Raw genomic sequence first — 16992 nt, forward strand, 5'->3', positions numbered from 1 at the left:
CCACCCTGCTGTGGATGCCACCCGGGCGGCGCGTGATCACGTCGTACAGGGCGGCGTCGCGCAGCGCGTCCTCCACCGCGTCGTCCGGGATCGACCACCCCCGCGCAGAAAGCACCCGTGGCCGGCGGCCGGGCATCCCTCGCGCTGCTCGTCATGCTGTTCGCCTCGTTCATGGACCTGCTCGACGTCACCATCGTCACCGTCGCCGCCCCGGACATCGCCGCCGACCTGGACGCCTCACAGTCGCAGCTGCAGTGGATGCTCGCGGCCTACACCCTCTCGCTCGGGTGCGGCCTGATCACGGGCGGGCGGGTCGGCGACGACCACGGCCGCCGCAAGGTCTTCCTCGTTTCCCTGGCGTGCTTCGCAGTGGCGTCCGCGGCGTGCGCCCTGGCCCCGTCGGCCGGGGTCCTGATCGCGGTCCGGGCCGTGCAGGGCCTGGCCGGTGGGTTCATGGTCCCGCAGGTCTTCGGCATCATTCGGTCATCGTTCGAGCCCGCCGCGATGGCCAAGGCCTTCGGTGCCTACGGGGCCGTCCAGGCTCTGGCCTCGGTCGCCGGACCGCTGCTGGGCGGAGCGCTCATCGCCGCCGACCTGTGGGGCCTGGGGTGGCGCGCCATTTTCTGGATCAACGTCCCCGTCGCAGTCCTCGGCCTCGCGCTGGGTGCCCGGGTGCTTCCCGAGTCCCACGCGCCGGTGCGCACCCGTCTCGACGTGACCGGGGCCGTGTTGGTCGCGGTTGCGGTGCTCCTGGTGCTGCTGCCGCTGGTGCAGGGCCGGGACTGGGGATGGCCGGCGTCCGGGTGGGCCGTGCTCGCGAGCGGGCTGCTGCTCCTGGCAGTGTTCCTGGCCCACGAGCGGGCTCTGACCCGCCGGGGCCGTCAGCCCGTGCTGGATCCGGCCCTGCTGTCGGTACGGCCGTTCACCACGGGCCTGGTGGCGTCGGTGCTGTTCTTCGGCGGCCTGGCCTCGTTCTTCCTGACCCTGTCCATCTACCTGCAGGCCGGCACCGGCCGCTCCGCGTGGGACACCGGTCTGGTCATCCTGCCGTACGCCATCGGGTCGATGATCACCTCTGGCGCCGGGGCCGCCCTCGGCGCACCAGCCGGCCGCGCCCTCGCCGTCACTGGCGCCCTGACCCTGGCCGCCTCCCAGGGACTGCTGTGGTGGCTGGCCCGCGACGGCGCCACGGCCCCCGGCTACTGGCCGCTGGCCGGCGTCATGTTTCTCGGTGGCCTCGGCCTGGGACTGGGTGCACCGGTCCTGGTCGGCGTCGTCCTCGCCGGTGTGCCCGGCCGCCATGCCGGCGCCGCCGGCGGGGTCCTGTCGACGGTGAACCAGATCGGTGGCGCCGCCGGTGTCGCCGTCCTCGGCACCGTCTTCTTCAACGCCCTCACCCCCGAAGTCGGCGCGGCGCCCGGCGCACCAGCCCAGCTGTTCGGCCACGCCCTCGCTCAGGTAATGCCCTGGCAGGCCGCCACCTACGTCCTGGCCGCCCTCGCCATACTCGCCCTTCCCAAAACCACCACCACCCCACGGCAGTGACCCCACGACCCGCCCGGACAAGCGACACACAATGACGACCTGCGGCGTGACCCGGGTACACGTGGAGGGTCTCGCCGGGTGGAGCGATCGCGGCGGGACTCCACCAGGCGATGTCTCAACCGTTGAAGCGGTGCCGACCGTGTCCGCCGTGACGGAGCCGACCTGACCGAACGTGGCCAACCGCGAGGAGATCTTCTCCGACGAGGGTGACGGCGCCGTGCTCGGCGCAGCAGAGAGTTGCGCAATGGGACTCGGCGCAACCCGCGGGCCACCGCCCAACCGTGGGGCGGGTCCTGGCCCCCACCACGGACCCGGTCGCCGATGTCGTTCGCGGTGAAGAAGTCCCTGACGGCGGACCCTTTCACTGGCGTCCGGCTGATACCCGGCGGTACAAAAGGCAGGTGTGCGTGTCCGTTTGTGGTCGTTGCGAGGTGAACGGACGGCTTTGAGTTCAAGGCGGCCAGCCTGGCCCTGCTCGCTCGATAGTGAGGAGAGTAAGTGCCCACCCTGATCAACGCTGTTGATGTCCGTCCGCGCGTGTACTACAGGACCATCCAGATCGGCCCCATCCTCTTCGAACAAGCACCGGCGGAGGACGACGTTGTTCAGATTCCCGGAGAAGGCTGGAGCCTTACCTCCAGCGACAACGATTTCTATCCTTTGGTGCGTTTGGAGGTATGGGACGGACCCGCTCCTCAGCCGTCAGGCTCTTGGGAGTACGAACGGGCTTTCCACTCCCCGATGGCAGATCGCCTCGCGGTGGTCGACTTGAATGGCGTCTGCTACGGCGAGATCAAGCTGCGGCCGGGGCGCTGTCACCTACGTTTGCTCTGCCGTGGGCGAGATCATGTTGAGGCATCGCTGGCTCTCGATCCCTTCCCTCCTGAAGGGCCGCACGAGGATCCCCTTGAGGTGTGGGTTGTCCAGATCTGGCCTGGCGCTGACTGAAGAGTCGCATCTCAACCGGCCTTGGCTCGAGCAGGTCGCCGCGGACGGCGACCTGGGCGGCCCTGGTGTCAAAGGGCTGGGGTACCGCCTGGGCAGCGACGGTGAACGGACGTCAGTGGGCGGTGAAGCCGCCGTCGACGGGGAGAGCTGTTCCGGTGACGAAGCCGGCGCCGGGGCTGCACAGCCACAGGACGGCTGCTGCGACCTCGTCCGCTGCACCCAGTCGGCCGATGGGCTGTTCCTTGAGGATCCCGGCCATGGCCTCGGCCTGGTTCTCGACCATGTCGGCGACCATCGGGGTGTCGATGACACCGGGGCACACGGCGTTGACGCGGATGCCGCGGGGCGCGTACTCGACTGCGGCGCTGCGGGTCAGGCCGATGACGCCGTGCTTGGAGGCGTGGTAGGCCGCCCGCTCCGGCAGTCCGACGAGCCCGCCCAGGGATGAGCAGTTGACGATGGCGCCGCTGCCCTGCTCTCGCATCTGTCGCAGTTCGTGCTTCATCGCCGCCCACACGCCGCGCAGGTTGACGGCGTTGACCCGGTCGAAGGACTCGGCCGTCTCGTCGGCCGCGTCGGCCGGCGGCGCCTGGATGCCGGCGTTGTTGAACGCCATGTCCAGGCGGCCGTACTCCGTCACCGCGGCCCGCACTGCCGCTTCCACCTGCTGTTCGTCGGTGACGTCGCAGACGACGCCGATCGCCCGCCCGCCGCGGCCGGTGATCTCTTCGGCTGCGTTGTGGACGGCGTCGTGGTCGACGTCGGCCAGAACCACGGCGGCGCCGGAGTCGGCGAAGGCGCGGGCAGTGGCCAGGCCCATACCGGAGGCGGCGCCGGTGACCAGGGCCACCTGCCCGGAGAAGTCGTAGACGGGACTCATTCTTGGGTGCTCCTTCATCATCACGGGTGACGTAAGTGGGTGGACGTACCGACGGACGGCATCACGCACTGCCCGTGCGGCGGGCCTGTCCGGGGGTGGCTGTCCACGTACCGCCGACAACGAGGAAACAGCAGCTCAGCCGCGTGTGCCAGGCACTGCCGTGGCAGGTACTGGCAGTACACCCCAGGCGCGGCATGGTGCGCGCTCCACGCGACCAGGAGATGAGCCCTGCGGGGCCTCGCCAAGCGGCTCGCCATCAGCACGACGCGAAGAAGGGCCGACGCCCCTTCACCCCGCGCTACGCGGGTAGCGCTCGGTCGCGCCTGGGGCACGCGTCAACGACGCCTTCCTGAGGACCGCGACCGCCGACGCTCGGAACGACGCATCCGGCAGCGGACTTTCCCCGGCAGATGGGCTCTCCGACCCGCTCAGCAGTGACGTTTACGCCGAGTCCAGCAAGCCTGTCTTCTTCACGGCGCGCGGAGACAGAGTCATGGGCCCGGCCCAGCCCTGCTGGATCAGCGCGACCTGCGAAGGCAAGGGCTGGACCGGGAGTACGTCCACACCTCGCGACCAGTTCGCAAGCAGTCCCTCGGTGGTGTCAACAGCCGAGACAACCATGGTCATGCAGGACTGCCCCTTGCCCCAGGTGTTCCATAGCGCCCACCCCTCCTCACGGGGTTCCACCCCGATCCGGAGGCAAGCCTGCTCATAAGTCTCGTCCAGCGCGGACGGCATGGCTCCCGGCCGAATGATCACGACACCCACCAGCTCGACCAGGGGCCGATCCTCCTCGACGCACCCGTCACCGGGGAAGTGATGGTGCTGCAGAGCCCGAGCCAACGCGTTCACAGCCCGCTCGAGAGTTGTCGCGTCCTCAGGGTCGGGGCCATAGGAAAGCCACCCCTCTTCCAGCGCCGCAGACCGGACCTCTCGGGCAAGCCGCTCGACTTCGCTCAAATATTCGTTCTGGGTCAGGGCATGTCGGGTCATGGCGTGCAGTCTCGCAGTCGGCGCCGCGCGGGGTCGCCTGACTTTCCGGCACCGGCGCCACAGGGCAGGGGAGGGAACAGACCGGAGGTCGGGCCACTTCAAGCCGAGAAGCACGCCGTCGATCTGCACGTCGCGTCACTCCTGGTACTTCGTCCCCATGCAGACAGGCGGGTCCGGTTGCCCGGCGCATCCGCACCGGCATCGTGGCTGTCGCCGACCAGCCCGTCGCGGACGAACCGCTTGCCCCCTTCAGTGGCTTCAAGTCCTCCGACCACGGCCGCGGACCGCCCTGCGGAATTCGATCGGGGACTGTCCCGTGCGGTGCATGAAGTACTTGCTGAACTGGGAGGGGTTGACGAAGCCGAGCTGGTCCGAGATCTGGGCCGCGGTCCGGTCACCGTGCGCGAGCAGACGTTTCGCTTCCAGCTCGACCCGGCGGTCGACGAACTCCTTCGCGCTGAGCCCGGCGCTCGCCGCCGTCGCCCGGGAGAGGGTACGCGCCGAGTAGCCGAGCAGGCGGGCGTAGTCCTCCACCCTCCGGGTGCGGGTGAAGTCCCGCTCGACCGCGTCCCGGAACCGCAGGTACGTCTCGTCGCGTTCCGGTGGAGGGCCGTCGGCCGGGGCGGTGAGGTGGGCGAGCCGCAGCAGGAGGACCGCCAGCAGGTGGCGCAGGGCCGCCCTGTGGACCTCCAGCGGCAGCCGTCCGAGCGCCTGGAACTCGTGGCTCAGGTGCTCCGAGGCCATGATCAGGGCTTGGGCGTCGTCGGCCTCGGGGGTGGTGACGACGGATGCGTGCGGGTCGTCGACACGGGCGGCGGTCGCGGTGGCCGCGTCCAGCATGTCCTGCCGGAAGAGGATCAGCATGCCCTCGGCCCGGTCGAGATCGCCCCACTGGTGCACCTGCCCCGGACGCACCCACAACCAGGAGCCCGGCCGCAGCACATAGCCGTCGAAATCGACGGTGTGCCGGAGGCCGCCCGTCGTGAGGGTGAGCAGGTGGTGGAAGTCGGGACGCTGGGGACGGGTCAGGACGCTCTCGGAAACGCGACGGCGCAGCTCGGCCAAGGACATGACCTCGACACCCGCGGGAGTTCCCGCGGGCGCGGCGAAGGGGATTTCTGGAATCTCCTTCGACGAACCGTGTCGGCTTTTGGCCATCATCAGTCAGAAGTTTATCGGCTTGCCCGCAGGTGGCGCCCTACGTTGGTCGTACTGCCGAAGGAACGGGCTCTCCCCCGTGGCTGAAACCGGAAAGGACGGCGAAGGGCGATGATGCCGGCGGAACGTGTCATCACGGCACAAGCAGGCGAGACGATCCGCACGTGGCTGAAAGAGGCCGACCGGGTGCTGGTCGCGGCCGGCGCCGGTCTGAGCGCGGCGGCGGGCTACGACTACGGCGACACCGAACGCTTCAGGGAACTGCTGCCGGCGCTGCACCGGCTCGGCCTGCGCTCGCGCTATCTGCTCGGTGCGCCCCTGCCGAAGGACATGATGTGGGGCTACTGGGCCGTCCATATCGACGACGTCCGCTTCAGCCCGGGCCCCAACCCCCTCTACGCCAAACTGAGGGACCTGGTGGGCGAGCACGACCACTGGGTAATGACGTCCAACGTCGATGCCCTCTTCGCCCGCAGCGGTTTCGCTCCGGACCGGGTCTTCACCCCGCAGGGCGACTACGGCTGGCTGCAGTGCACCGTCCCGTGCACCCGTGACACCTGGCCCAGCAAACCGTTCCTCGACCTGATCCTGGCGGCCTACGACCGTGACAGCGGCCGGGTGACCGACCCACAGGCCCTGCCGCTCTGCCCCAACTGTGGCGCCGAGGTCTTTCCCAACGTCCGAGTCGGCCCGGAGTTCGTGGACGATGCTTACTTGCCCGCCGGCCAGCACCTGGCCCGGTGGCTCGCCGACGCACCCACGGACAGCACCTTGCTCGTCCTGGAGCTCGGTGCCGGATTCAATACTCCCGGGGTGATCCGCCTGCCGATGGAGCACGTGGTGCGCCAAACGCCTCGGGCCCGCCTCGTCCGGATCAATCCCGACCATCCCGGCGTCCCCGCCGACCTCGGTGAGCGGGCTCTGCCCGTTCCCGTCGGTGCGGACCGGCTCCTCGACCGGATCGCCCCCTGACGATCCCGGCGGAGCACCTTCGTCACCACCGGAAGGAGACACACACGTCATGTCCGAGGTACCGACGGGATCCGCGGGATCCACGGGATCGACTAAACCTACGGGATCTGCGGGAAGCGATCCCACGGTCGCGGTCACCGGCTCCACCGGCCGTCTCGGTGGGCGCGTCGCCCGGCGTCTCGCCGAGCTGGGTATGTCGCAGAAACTGGTGGTCCGCCGCCCGGACCGTGGCCCGAGGCTCCCCGGTGCGGTGGCCGTACGCGGCGACTACGCCGACCGGGCCTCGGTGCTCGAGGCCCTCGCGGGTATCCGGACCGTGTTCATGGTGTCCGCCTCCGAGAGCGCCGAACGGCTCGCCCAGCACAAGGCTTTCGTGGACGCCGCCGCGGAGGCGGGTGTCCGGCAGCTGGTCTACGTCTCCTTCTACGGCGCCAGTCCCGAAGCCACGTTCACTTTGGCGCACGACCACTTCCACACCGAGCAGCACATCCGGGCGAGCGGCCTGGCGTACACGTTCCTCCGGGACAACTTCTATGCGGAGTTCGTCACCGATCTCGTCGGCGAGGACGGCGTCATCCGCGGCCCGGCCGGACAGGGGCGTGCCGCGTTCGTCGGCCAGGACGACATCGCCGACGTGGCCGCCACGGTGCTCTCCCGTCCGGACGACCACGCCGGCATGACCTACGACCTGACCGGGCCCGAGTCCCTGACGCTGGACGAAGCGGCCGTGATCCTGTCCGAGCAGCTCGGACGTGCCGTCACCTACCAGCCGGAGACGGTCGAGGAGGCCTACGCCTCCCGTGCCTCCTACGGCGTTCCGCCGTGGCAGCTGGACGCCTGGGTGTCCACCTACACGGCCATCGCGTCCGGTGAACTCGACGGCGTCAGCGACGCCGTACCCCGTCTCACCGGCCACGGCGCCACGTCCCTCGCCGACGTCGTACGCACCGCCCAGGGCTGAACCGCATCACCGACGAGCCACGGCTGCCACTGTCACTTTTTGAACATCACAGGTCGCCTGAGGAGCCGGCCCGCCGGGTCGTACCGGCCTAGTTTGAACACATCGCCGCTGACCGTCGGCAGATCCCGCGCTGGTCCTCCAGCGCAGTTCCACAAGCAAGGAAGACAGTCATGAGCAACGCGAAGAACACCGTTCTCCAGGCCGCCGCCGAGCTGTTCGGCGACAAGGATCCCTCCGCCGTGGACCGTTGGGTGGCCGCGGGCTACACGCAGCACAGTGCCCTCGCCGCCGACGGCCCTGAGGCCCTGCGCGAACTCGTCGCGGGCCTCGGCGACGACTTCCGCTACGAGGGCGCCCGGGTCATCGCCGACGGCGACCTGGTAGCCCTGCACGGCACGTACCACGGCTTCGGGCCCGACCCGCTCGTCGGCTTCGACATCTTCCGCGTCGACGCCGACGGCAAGCTGGCGGAGCACTGGGACGCCCTGACTCCCCGGGTGGACAACACCGTGTCCGGCCGCTCCCAGACCGACGGCCCTGCCACGGTCACCGAGACCGACAGGACCAAAGCCAACCGCGCCCTGGTGGCCGAGTTCGCCGAAAAGGTCTTCGTCGGCGCCGACTACTCGGTGCTGACCGACTACATCTCCACCGAGTCCTACCACCAGCACAACCCCGAAGCCGCCGACGGCCTCGACGGCTTCGGCGCGGCCGCGGCCCGGTGGGCCGAGCAGGGCAAGAACCTCGTCTACAAGAAGGTCCACAGGGTCATCGCCGAGGGCGAGTTCGTCCTGACGCAGTCCGAGGGCGAGTTCGGCGTGCCGGTCGCCTACTACGACCTGTTCCGCGTGGCAGACGGCAAGATCGTGGAGCACTGGGACGTCGTCGCGCCGGTTCCGGCCGAACTGCCGCACGGCAACGGCCTGTTCTGACCGGCCTGCACCCAGTCAGACGAAAAGTGAACAAGCCGACGGGCACGGCGGCATGCGCGCATGCTGCAGGATCGGCTGCCTGCACGTCGGCACACTCGAGCAGTCCTGAACCACCGCCTGCCGATGGCCCGGCCCGCGCCCGGAGGCGTGCAACGCGCCGGGCCATCGGCGCTCCTCGTTCGGACCCCCCCAACCCCCCACGGAGCCCCCGATGAATCCGTTCCCCGCCGAGTCCGGCGTCTTCGCCGGGAGGGAGACACGGCCCTTGCTGCCTCTCGCCGCCTACCGAGCGGCCATCGCCCTCGATGAGCCCTTCCGTCCGACGACGGCTCCCGCCACGGCCGGCCGGCTGGACGCACACGTGCGTAGGGCTCTGCGTCTGCTCAGCACTGATGCGGCCGTGTCTCGACTGGGGCTGCAGGCGGATTCGTTGCGGGACGTCGCCGGCATGGACGCGGTGGCGGCCCGCAAGGTGCTTCGTGCATTGCTGACCATCCGCGATCCCGGTGCGTTGCCGGAGGGGGTGGACGAGGCGGTGGACGCGGTCCTTGGTGCGGAGCGCCTGTCGAGGCCGACCGTCTCGGTGGAACGTCTGCCCACGATCGAAGAAGAGTTCCCCGGGTCTGTCTTCCCTGCCGCACGTCACACCGTGCTGTGGCGTGGAGACCTCACCGTTCTGGCCGCGGACGCCGTCGTCAACGCCGCGAACAGCGCCCTGCTCGGCTGTTTCCGCCCTCTGCACCCCTGTATCGACAACGCCCTCCACAACGCCGCGGGTCCCCGTCTGCGCGACGACTGCCACACGATCATGACGCTGCAGGGCATGTCCGAACCGACCGGCACGGCCAAGATCACCCGGGGCTACCACCTGCCGGCACCGTACGTCCTGCACACCGTCGGGCCGGTCGTAGACATCCTCCCCCGGGCCGACGACGCGCGGGCACTCGCCTCCTCCTACCAGGCCTGTCTGAACCTCGCCGCCGAAGTGGATCCGATCCGCACCGTGGCCTTCTGCGCCGTGAGCACCGGCGTGTTCGGTTACCCCAGGAGCGAGGCCGCCTCCGTCGCGCTGCGGACGGTCACGGACTGGCTCGAAGCGCACCCTGGCCGTTTCGACCGCATCGTGTTCGCCGTGTTCGGGGAGGACGACGAACTGGCCTACCGGCAGGCTCTCGGCGAGGGCGCTGGGCCTTGACCCGATGGCCGCCGTCGCAGCCGGGGGCCGCTCATGCACCGGCATCCGAACGGGGGACGCTGTGCGGTCGACCGGCCGATGCCGTCTTCCCATCACTCACGACCGCCCCGTCACCGGGCCGGGATCGGCTGAGTGAGGTTCACCGCGTTGCCGTCGGGGTCCGAGATGTGGGCGACGCGCTGACCCCACGGCATGTCGTTGGGTCCGCTGCGGACCGAGCCGCCCAGAGCCACCACCCGGCCGAGCGTCTCGTCGACGTCCTCGACACCGATGCTGAGCAGGATCCGCGACGCCGCCCCAGTCCCGGCATTCTCCCTGGCTACCAGCCCGAGGTCGGTGTCGCCGATGCGCAAGCCGAGGTAGAAGGCCGGGCCTTCCGCCGGTACCCGGAAGATTTCCTCAGCGCCGAACAACTTCGTGTAGAAGCCACGCAGAACGTCCTGGTCGGCCGTCACGATCACTGGCTGGATGGTGGACATGGCACTCCTGTCGAGAACGGTCGTGTCACTGGGTAGACCGTTCGAGGACGGTGAACTCATCGGCAACCGCCCCACCGGAGGAGCGTTCAGGGATCCGGGGGTGCGGAGCAGTTCAGGGACAGGGGGGAAGGCCGTTCGCGACGGAGGGCAATCCGACGCGATCAACGTCTGCGGCCTTCGTGCAGCTCCAACCGCTCCCCTTCGAAACCCGCGCGGAACCCGCGGTCGTGCGAGACCGCGACCACCGCCCCAGGGCAGGCCAGTCTTCCCCCATTGGCCGTTCCCGGCCGCTCGGACGGGCGGTTACCGTCCGGGCATGGGCGAGCTGACCAGGATCATCCGTCACGCCGCCGAGCACGCCGCCGCCTACCGTCGTTCGCTGCCCGGGCGGCCGGTGGCGCGCCCGGTGGACCACGCAGCCCTGCGCAGCGCCTTCTCCCGCCCCTTGAACCGCTCCCCCGTCGACCCGCTCACGGTGATCGACGAGTTGGTGGCCGCCGCCGAGACGGGACTCGTCGCCACCGCGGGGCCGCGCTTCTTCGGTTTCGTCGTCGGCGGGGCGCTGCCCGCGGCCACCGCCGCGGAGATCCTGGCCGCCGGGTGGGATCAGAACGCCTTCAACGCCGCGCTCTCACCCGCCGCCATCGCCGCGGAGGAGGCGGCGGGCGCCTGGCTGAAAGACCTGCTCGGGCTCCCCGCCACGGCGTCCGCCGGGTTCGTCACCGGCGGGCAGGCGGCCAACACCGCGGGGCTCGCGGCAGCGCGGCAGCACCTGCTCACCGAGGCCGGCTGGGACGTCGCGCGCCAGGGGCTGGGCGGCGCCCCGCGCCTGCGGGTGGTCGCGGGCGAGGAGCGTCACGCCACCGTCGACCGCTCGCTGCGGCTGCTCGGCCTGGGCACCGACTGCGTTGAGACGGTCCGCACGGACGGACGCGGCGCCCTCGACACCGAGGACCTGCGCCGCGCGCTGGCGTCCGATCCGGAGACACCGGCGATCGTCTGTACGCAGGCGGGGAACGTGAACACCGGCGCCTGCGACGATCTCCGTACCGCCTGCGATCTCGCCCACGCCCACGGCGGCTGGGTGCACGTCGACGGCGCCTTCGGCCTGTGGGCGGCCGCGAGCCCGGTGACCCGCCCCCTCGTCGACGGTGTCGAGCTGGCGGACTCCTGGGCGTGCGACGGCCACAAGTGGCTGAACGTGCCCTACGACTGCGGCTACGCGTTCTGCTCCCGTCCCGCCGTCCACGCCGACGCTCTGTCGTACACCGCCTCCTACCTCACCCGCGCCGACGGTGCTCCGGTCGGTGGCGCCGACTACACCGTCGAGTCCTCCCGCCACGCACGCGGCTTCGCCACCTGGGCGGCGCTGCGTGAACTCGGCCGGGACGGCGTCGCCGCACTCGTGGACCGCTGCTGCTCCCTCGCCCGCCGTTTCGCCGACGGCCTGACCTCGGCGGGCTTCGACGTGGTCAACGACGTGACGCTCAACCAGGTCCTCGTCGGCTTCGGCGACGACTCCCGCACCGACCAGGTGATACAGGCCGTGCAGGACGACGGCACCTGCTGGATGGGCGCCACCACCTGGCGCGGCCGACGGCTGATGCGCATCTCGGTCTCCGGCCACTCCACGACCGAGGCCGATGTCGACCGGTCGATCGCGGCGATCGTGCGGCTGGCGCGGACGTCGTGACCTGGCGGCACTCACCTCTTCCACGGCTTCGATGCCGAAAGAGCACGCCCAATCGAAAAAGTGTACGTTTCATGCTTTTCCGGGCTCCACATGAGATCTAACCTCATGTACAGATGGCGGGCGATGGCCGGCCAGTCGACCACCGCCGCCTGTACGAGCGGAGGCGGAGATGAAAGCGTCGATACGACGGTCCGCGATCTTCGCGAGCGCGGCCGCTCTTGTGATAGCCGTCTGCGGTACGACGGGCACCGCCCAGGCCGAGCCGGGCGATGGTGAGCTCCAGTTCGGCTACGTCCTGCCGGAGACGGGACAGCTGGCCTACCTCGGCCCGCCGCAGATCGAGTCTCTCAAGTTCGCGATAGAGAAGATCAACGACGCCGGTGGGGTTCTGGGCAAGTCCGTGCCGACCGTGGTCTCCAGTGACGAAGCGGGTCAGGAGGCCGTTGCCGCACAGTCGGCGGACCGGGTCCTGGCGGCGGGCGTGGACGCGATCGTCGGCGCCGCGGCTTCCGGCATGTCGCTGGCGTTCATCGACCGGGTGACCGGTGCGGGCGTCGTGCAGTGCTCGGGGTCGAACACCGCGCCGACCTTCACCGACTACGAGGACGACGGCTTCTACTTCCGTACCGTCCCGAGCGACGCGTTGCAGGGTCCCATCCTGGCCGACGTCGTCCGCGACGACGGTCACGACCGGGTGGCTCTGGTCGCTCGGGCGGACGACTACGGGCGCGGTCTGATGGAGGCCACCCGCAAGACGCTGGAGGAGCGCGGTGCGACGGTGACGCTGGCCGAGACCTACGACCCGAAGGCGACCAACTTCGACCAGGTCGTCCAGCAGATCGAGAACTCCAGGCCGGACGCTGCCGTGGTGATCGCCTTCGAGGAAGGCACCCAGATCCTGCAGGGCATGATCGAGTCCGGCCTCGGGCCCGACCAGATCGGCGTCTACGGCGCCGACGGCCTGCGCAGCGAGGAACTGCCCTCGCTGGTCGCCCCGGGCCAGCCAGAGAGGCTCTCCGGGATGAAGGGGACCGCGCCGGCCTCGGCGTCGAACGAGCAGTACGTGAAGGACCTCCAGGAGTTCGCGCCGGATCTGAAGGAGCTGCAGTTCGCGCCGCAGGTGTTCGACTGCGCGACGACGATCGCGCTCGCCGCCGAGAAGGCGCAGTCCGACGATCCGGGCGAGTACGTGAAGGAGATGAACGGGATCACCAAGGACGGTGAGAAGTGCAACTCCTTCGCCGCCTGCAAGGAGCTGCTCGCCGACGGCAAGGACATCGACTACGACGGTGTGAGCGGTCCGCTCGACTTCACCGACAAGGGCGAACCCGGCCAGGCGTCGATCGAGGTGTACGGCTACGACGACGAAGGAAAGCTGCAGACCCTGCGCACCGAGACCAGCAGGGCCGAGGAGTGACGGAGAGGACGGACAGCCGGAATCAACGGACGCGGGCGAGGGTGCCGAGGTAGAGCTCGATCACCTTCTCGTCGTGCAACAGGGCCGTGCCCGTGCCGGTGTACGCGTTGCGGCCCTGGTCGAGGACGTAGCCGCGGTCGCAGAGCTGCAGGCACCTGCGGGCGTTCTGCTCGACCATGAGCACGGCGACACCCGCGCTGTTGATCATTCTGCACCGGTCGAAGACGTGGTCCTGGTGGAGTGGTGACAGGCCGGCCGACGGCTCGTCGAGCAGCAGCAGCTGCGGCTCCATCATCAGGGCGCGGGCCATCGCGAGCATCTGGCGCTCGCCGCCGGACATGGCGCCGGCCTTCTGCTTGCGGCGGTCGGCCAGCAGGGGGAAGAGTTCCTCGACCGCCGCGACCCGCCGCGTGTGGTCCTTGGGCCGTAGATACACGCCCATCCGCAGGTTCTCCTCGACGGTCAGCGTGGGGAACACGTTCTGCAGCTGCGGTACGTAGCCCACGCCCCGCCGGACCAGCTCGTGCGCGGGCAGTCCGGTCACGTCTTCGCCGTGCAGCCGTACGGTCCCGCCGCGTATCCGCAGCAGTCCGAAGACGGCCTTGACCAGGGTCGACTTGCCGGCGCCGTTGGGGCCGATCACGCCGACCACCTCGCCCGGCCGCACCTCGACGCTGCATCCGCGCAGTACGTCGACGCCCGGCACGTAGCCGGCGACCAGCTCGTCGGCCGCCAGCACCGGTGCCTGCTCCTTCGCGGACATCGCTACTCCTCCTCGCCCTGTTCACCGGCCGCCTCCGGCTCGTCGTGCCGCTTGCCGAGGTAGGCGTCCACGACGGCGGCGTTCCGGCCGATCGTGTGCGGTGGGCCCTCGGCCACCAGGCGGCCGTCCGCCATGACGGCCACCCAGTCGCTGATGCCCATGACCACGTCCATGTCGTGCTCGACGAAGCACACCGTCAGCCCCTCGTCCCGCAGCCGTGTGATGTGTCCGAGCAGCGACTGGGCCAGCGCGGGGTTCACCCCGGCCATCGGTTCGTCGAGCAGGAGCATCACCGGCCGGGTCATGAGCGCGCGGGCCAGTTCCAGCAGTTTGCGCTGCCCGCCGGAGAGCGTGCCGGCGAAGTCGTCGCGCAGGGGCCCGAGCCGGAACCGGTCCAGCAGTTCGTCGGCCCGTCGCTCGGACTCCCGTTCCTGCCCGCGCCACAGCGGTCGCAGCAGGGCGGGCAGGGCCCCTTCGCCGCGTTGCGCGGGCGCGGCGAGCAGCAGGTTCTCCAGCACCGTGAGCCGGGCGAGCGCTCGGGAGAGCTGGAACGTACGGACCAGTCCCCGCCGCGCCACCCGGTGTGCCGGGGAGCCGGTGAGCGGCCGCCCTTCGAACGACCAGCGGCCGCCGTCGGCCCGGTCGAACCCGCTCACCACGTTGAACAGCGTGGTCTTGCCGGCGCCGTTGGGGCCGATGAGCGCGGTGATGGCCCCGCGCTGCACCTCCAGGTGCTCGACCCGCACGGCGACCAGCCCGCCGAAGGTGCGGGACACCTGGTCCAGGACCAGCAGGGGGTCGGGCTTGCGCACCCCCGGCTCGGGATCGATCGCGGAGAGCCGGCCCGGGTGGGGCACGGCCGGGTCAGCGGCCACTGAGCAGCATCTCCTTCCTGCTGCCGAGGATGCCCTGTGGCCGGAAGGCGACCAGCAGGATGAGGGCGACCCCGACCAGGGCGAAGCGCACCGCGCCGACCTCCGAGGTGCTGATGAGGTCCGGCGAGATGTGCCCGGCGTCGATGGCCTGGCGCAGCGCGCTGTCGAGGAAGCTGAGGACGAACCAGAACAGGACCGAGCCGACGACCGGCCCGAGGATCCGCCCGGCGCCTCCGAGGACGAGCAGCGTGTACAGGAAGAACGTGACGCCCGGGTCGTAGTTGTCCGGGTTCACGGACTGCACCTGGATGGCCTGCATCATGCCCGCGACCGCCCCGATGACGCCGCCGAGCGCGAGGCTCTGCATCTTGTAGGCGTAGACGTTCTTGCCGAGGCTGCGCGCGGCGACCTCGTCCTCACGGATCGACCGGATGACCCGGCCCCAGGGGCTGTGGATCAGCAGGGCGAGGAGGCCTCCGACCACGGCCACCAGCGCCCATCCGACGATCATCACCCAGAGGTCTCGGGAGCTGAACCTCACGAGCCACACGCCGTACGTGCCGGGTTCGATGGGGCTGAGGGCGTAGAAGTCGTTGGCGAAGCGCTGCAGTCCGAACACCCCGCCGGTGACCGGCTCGGCCCAGCTGGACCGGTAGAAGAGCCGTAGCGTCTCCCCCGCCGCGATCGTGGTGATCGCGAGGTAGTCGGCGCGCAGCCGCAGGGTGGGCAGGCCGAGCAGCAGGGCCAGCACGACCGCGCAGGCGATTCCGCCCAGGACGCCGAGCCACATCGGGCCGCCGTACGTCGACACCGTGATGGCGAGTCCGTAGCCGCCGACCAGCATGAATCCGACCTGGCCGAAGTTCAGCAGTCCCGTGTATCCGAAGTGCAGGTTCAGTCCCATCGCGGCGAGGGCGTAGACGGCGGCGATGGGACCGATTCCCGAGCGCAGGGCGTCGGAGACGATGGCCGAGAAGTCCATGGCGCACCCCCTCACCCGACGCGTTCGGCCCGGCCGAGGATGCCCTGCGGCCGGACGAGGAGGACGAGGATGAGGACGAGCAGCGCCCACGCGTACTGCAGGTCGACCGGAAACCACAGGGTGGACATCTGGGCGACGATGCCGATGACGAGGCTGCCGGCCATCGCACCGTAGGCGGAGCCGAGGCCGCCCAGGATGATCCCCGCGAACATGAGCAGCAGGAGCTTGAAGCCCATGTCCCAGGTGACGATCTCCACCAGACCGAAGAAGACCCCGCCGAGCGCGGCCAGCCCGCCGCCGAGCATCCATACGAACAGCACCACCCGCTGGACGTCGATGCCCGACGCCTCCGCGAGGTCACGGTTGGCGGAGACGGCCCGGACGGCCGTGCCGATCCGCGTCTTCTGCAGGAGCGCGGCGGTGCCGAGCAGCACCAGCACGGAGAGCAGGGTGACGGTGAGGTCCCGCGGGGTGATCCCGGCCGGGCCCAGGTCCAGGGCGCTCTGGATGTCGTACTGCGCGTAGGAGGCGGGGCGGGTGCCGTACAGCACGAGTACGACGTGGCGCAGCAGCAGCGAGAGGCCGATGGTGACGATGAACATGTTGATCAGCCCGGTGCCGCGGGCCCGCAGCGGGCGCCAGATGCCGCGGTCGACCACCCCGCCCAGCAGGGCGCCGAAGACCACCGCGGCGAGGGCGGCGGGGATCAGGTGCCATCCGGGACCGGCCGGGGAGACGTTGAGGAAGAACGCGAAGGTGGCGCCGATGGTGACGAACTCACCGTGCGCGAAGTTGATCAGATGAATGGTGCCGAAGATCAACGAGAGTCCTACCGATGTGATCGCGATGATCACTCCGAACTGGATGCCGTCGATCAGCGCCTGCAGGGCGCGCGCGGCGAACGTCGGCCCGCGCGGAACTTCCTCACCCTGTGCCTGCGCACAGGTCGCGGGCACCATGACGAAGACCAGGGTGAGGACCGGTACGAGCATCCGCTGGTAGCGCATGATGGTTCCGGTATGTCACGAACATCCCTAGTGAGCTCAGTGTAGATACAGGTCGGGGCGGTGATACAGGCAGCGGGCCACAGTTGTGTCCACGTGAAGCAGGGGGTGCGGGATGGACGACAGCGGCAACCTCGCCGGTGCCTACAGCGACGACAGCGTGCTCTTCCGGGTGCTCCGGCACCTCGGCTGGGA

The 16992-nt window shown here is 69.9% G+C and carries 16 protein-coding genes; 8 read left to right on the forward strand and 8 right to left on the reverse strand.

The features are described from left to right. Positions 1–117 precede the first annotated feature (117 nt). Together ABT116_RS28975 and ABT116_RS28980 are read left to right on the forward strand one after the other, a co-directional pair. Positions 118–1545, forward strand: a complete 1428-nt coding sequence (locus ABT116_RS28975; protein ID WP_351639908.1) for an MFS transporter — start codon at positions 118–120, stop codon at positions 1543–1545. 498 nt (positions 1546–2043) lie between these two features. Next, the gene (locus tag ABT116_RS28980) at positions 2044–2493 is read left to right on the forward strand and encodes a hypothetical protein (protein ID WP_351639911.1); all 450 of its coding nucleotides are present in this window, start codon (positions 2044–2046) and stop codon (positions 2491–2493) included. A 112-nt stretch (positions 2494–2605) separates the two neighbouring features. On the opposite strand, the gene ABT116_RS28985 is transcribed toward ABT116_RS28980, so the two are convergent. From ABT116_RS28985 to ABT116_RS28995, 3 genes are all read right to left on the reverse strand, one after another. Next, positions 2606–3373, reverse strand: coding sequence for an SDR family NAD(P)-dependent oxidoreductase (locus ABT116_RS28985; protein ID WP_351639913.1), 768 nt, complete (start codon positions 3371–3373; stop codon positions 2606–2608). Between the two features lie 441 nt (positions 3374–3814). After that, positions 3815–4366: a hypothetical protein gene (locus ABT116_RS28990; protein ID WP_351639915.1), complete on the reverse strand. Its 552-nt coding sequence runs from the start codon at positions 4364–4366 to the stop codon at positions 3815–3817. Between the two features lie 258 nt (positions 4367–4624). Then, positions 4625–5527: a helix-turn-helix domain-containing protein gene (locus ABT116_RS28995; RefSeq protein WP_351639917.1), complete on the reverse strand. Its 903-nt coding sequence runs from the start codon at positions 5525–5527 to the stop codon at positions 4625–4627. 108 nt (positions 5528–5635) lie between these two features. Between ABT116_RS28995 and ABT116_RS29000 the strand changes: the two genes are divergently transcribed. The 4 genes from ABT116_RS29000 to ABT116_RS29015 all read left to right on the forward strand — a co-directional run bounded on the left by ABT116_RS29000 (position 5636) and on the right by ABT116_RS29015 (position 9584). Beyond that, a complete protein-coding gene (locus ABT116_RS29000; protein ID WP_351639919.1) occupies positions 5636–6496 on the forward strand; it encodes an SIR2 family NAD-dependent protein deacylase in 861 nt (286 codons plus the stop codon). 49 nt (positions 6497–6545) lie between these two features. Further along, complete coding sequence (locus ABT116_RS29005; protein WP_351639921.1) at positions 6546–7457, forward strand: SDR family oxidoreductase; 912 nt, start codon at positions 6546–6548, stop codon at positions 7455–7457. Positions 7458–7627: 170 nt separating this feature from the next. Beyond that, positions 7628–8389 carry a nuclear transport factor 2 family protein gene (locus ABT116_RS29010; protein WP_351639924.1) on the forward strand — a complete coding sequence of 254 codons (762 nt, stop codon included), beginning with the start codon at positions 7628–7630 and terminating at the stop codon, positions 8387–8389. Positions 8390–8600: 211 nt separating this feature from the next. Beyond that, a complete protein-coding gene (locus tag ABT116_RS29015; protein ID WP_351639926.1) occupies positions 8601–9584 on the forward strand; it encodes a macro domain-containing protein in 984 nt (327 codons plus the stop codon). A gap of 110 nt (positions 9585–9694) precedes the next feature. Here ABT116_RS29015 and ABT116_RS29020 read toward each other — a convergent pair whose 3' ends face one another. Then, positions 9695–10063, reverse strand: a complete 369-nt coding sequence (locus ABT116_RS29020) for a VOC family protein (RefSeq protein ID WP_351639928.1) — start codon at positions 10061–10063, stop codon at positions 9695–9697. 316 nt (positions 10064–10379) lie between these two features. On the opposite strand from ABT116_RS29020, the gene ABT116_RS29025 reads away from it, so the two are divergent. Continuing rightward, positions 10380–11756 (forward strand): pyridoxal phosphate-dependent decarboxylase family protein, encoded by a 1377-nt coding sequence (locus ABT116_RS29025; RefSeq protein ID WP_351639930.1) that lies wholly within the window; start codon positions 10380–10382, stop codon positions 11754–11756. Between the two features lie 169 nt (positions 11757–11925). After that, positions 11926–13173, forward strand: a complete 1248-nt coding sequence (locus ABT116_RS29030) for an ABC transporter substrate-binding protein (RefSeq protein WP_351639933.1) — start codon at positions 11926–11928, stop codon at positions 13171–13173. A gap of 22 nt (positions 13174–13195) precedes the next feature. Here ABT116_RS29030 and ABT116_RS29035 read toward each other — a convergent pair whose 3' ends face one another. From ABT116_RS29035 to ABT116_RS29050, 4 genes are read right to left on the reverse strand one after another with little or no spacing between them, the layout of a single operon-like run. Beyond that, positions 13196–13936, reverse strand: coding sequence for an ABC transporter ATP-binding protein (locus ABT116_RS29035; RefSeq protein ID WP_351639939.1), 741 nt, complete (start codon positions 13934–13936; stop codon positions 13196–13198). Positions 13937–13938: 2 nt separating this feature from the next. Beyond that, positions 13939–14811 (reverse strand): ABC transporter ATP-binding protein, encoded by an 873-nt coding sequence (locus ABT116_RS29040; protein WP_351639945.1) that lies wholly within the window; start codon positions 14809–14811, stop codon positions 13939–13941. Next, positions 14801–15793 (reverse strand): branched-chain amino acid ABC transporter permease, encoded by a 993-nt coding sequence (locus ABT116_RS29045; protein WP_351639947.1) that lies wholly within the window; start codon positions 15791–15793, stop codon positions 14801–14803. The genes ABT116_RS29040 and ABT116_RS29045 overlap by 11 nt, the downstream gene beginning before the upstream one ends. Positions 15794–15804: 11 nt before the next feature. Further along, positions 15805–16800, reverse strand: a complete 996-nt coding sequence (locus tag ABT116_RS29050) for a branched-chain amino acid ABC transporter permease (protein WP_351639952.1) — start codon at positions 16798–16800, stop codon at positions 15805–15807. Between the last annotated feature and the right edge of the window lie 192 nt (positions 16801–16992).

The organism is Streptomyces sp. NPDC002130, assembly GCF_040296465.1.
GTDB lineage: Bacteria > Actinomycetota > Actinomycetes > Streptomycetales > Streptomycetaceae > Streptomyces.

What these genes read in the sequence shown, in the direction of transcription:
- ABT116_RS28985 (WP_351639913.1), bottom strand. Translation starts at nt 3,373, where the DNA reads ATGAGTCCCGTCTACGACTTCTCCGGGCAGGTGGCCCTGGTCACCGGC.
- ABT116_RS28990 (WP_351639915.1), bottom strand. Translation starts at nt 4,366, where the DNA reads ATGACCCGACATGCCCTGACCCAGAACGAATATTTGAGCGAAGTCGAG.
- ABT116_RS28995 (WP_351639917.1), bottom strand. Translation starts at nt 5,527, where the DNA reads ATGATGGCCAAAAGCCGACACGGTTCGTCGAAGGAGATTCCAGAAATC.
- ABT116_RS29000 (WP_351639919.1), top strand. Translation starts at nt 5,636, where the DNA reads ATGATGCCGGCGGAACGTGTCATCACGGCACAAGCAGGCGAGACGATC.
- ABT116_RS29005 (WP_351639921.1), top strand. Translation starts at nt 6,546, where the DNA reads ATGTCCGAGGTACCGACGGGATCCGCGGGATCCACGGGATCGACTAAA.
- ABT116_RS29010 (WP_351639924.1), top strand. Translation starts at nt 7,628, where the DNA reads ATGAGCAACGCGAAGAACACCGTTCTCCAGGCCGCCGCCGAGCTGTTC.
- ABT116_RS29015 (WP_351639926.1), top strand. Translation starts at nt 8,601, where the DNA reads ATGAATCCGTTCCCCGCCGAGTCCGGCGTCTTCGCCGGGAGGGAGACA.
- ABT116_RS29020 (WP_351639928.1), bottom strand. Translation starts at nt 10,063, where the DNA reads ATGTCCACCATCCAGCCAGTGATCGTGACGGCCGACCAGGACGTTCTG.
- ABT116_RS29025 (WP_351639930.1), top strand. Translation starts at nt 10,380, where the DNA reads ATGGGCGAGCTGACCAGGATCATCCGTCACGCCGCCGAGCACGCCGCC.
- ABT116_RS29030 (WP_351639933.1), top strand. Translation starts at nt 11,926, where the DNA reads ATGAAAGCGTCGATACGACGGTCCGCGATCTTCGCGAGCGCGGCCGCT.
- ABT116_RS29035 (WP_351639939.1), bottom strand. Translation starts at nt 13,936, where the DNA reads ATGTCCGCGAAGGAGCAGGCACCGGTGCTGGCGGCCGACGAGCTGGTC.
- ABT116_RS29045 (WP_351639947.1), bottom strand. Translation starts at nt 15,793, where the DNA reads ATGGACTTCTCGGCCATCGTCTCCGACGCCCTGCGCTCGGGAATCGGT.
- ABT116_RS29050 (WP_351639952.1), bottom strand. Translation starts at nt 16,800, where the DNA reads ATGCGCTACCAGCGGATGCTCGTACCGGTCCTCACCCTGGTCTTCGTC.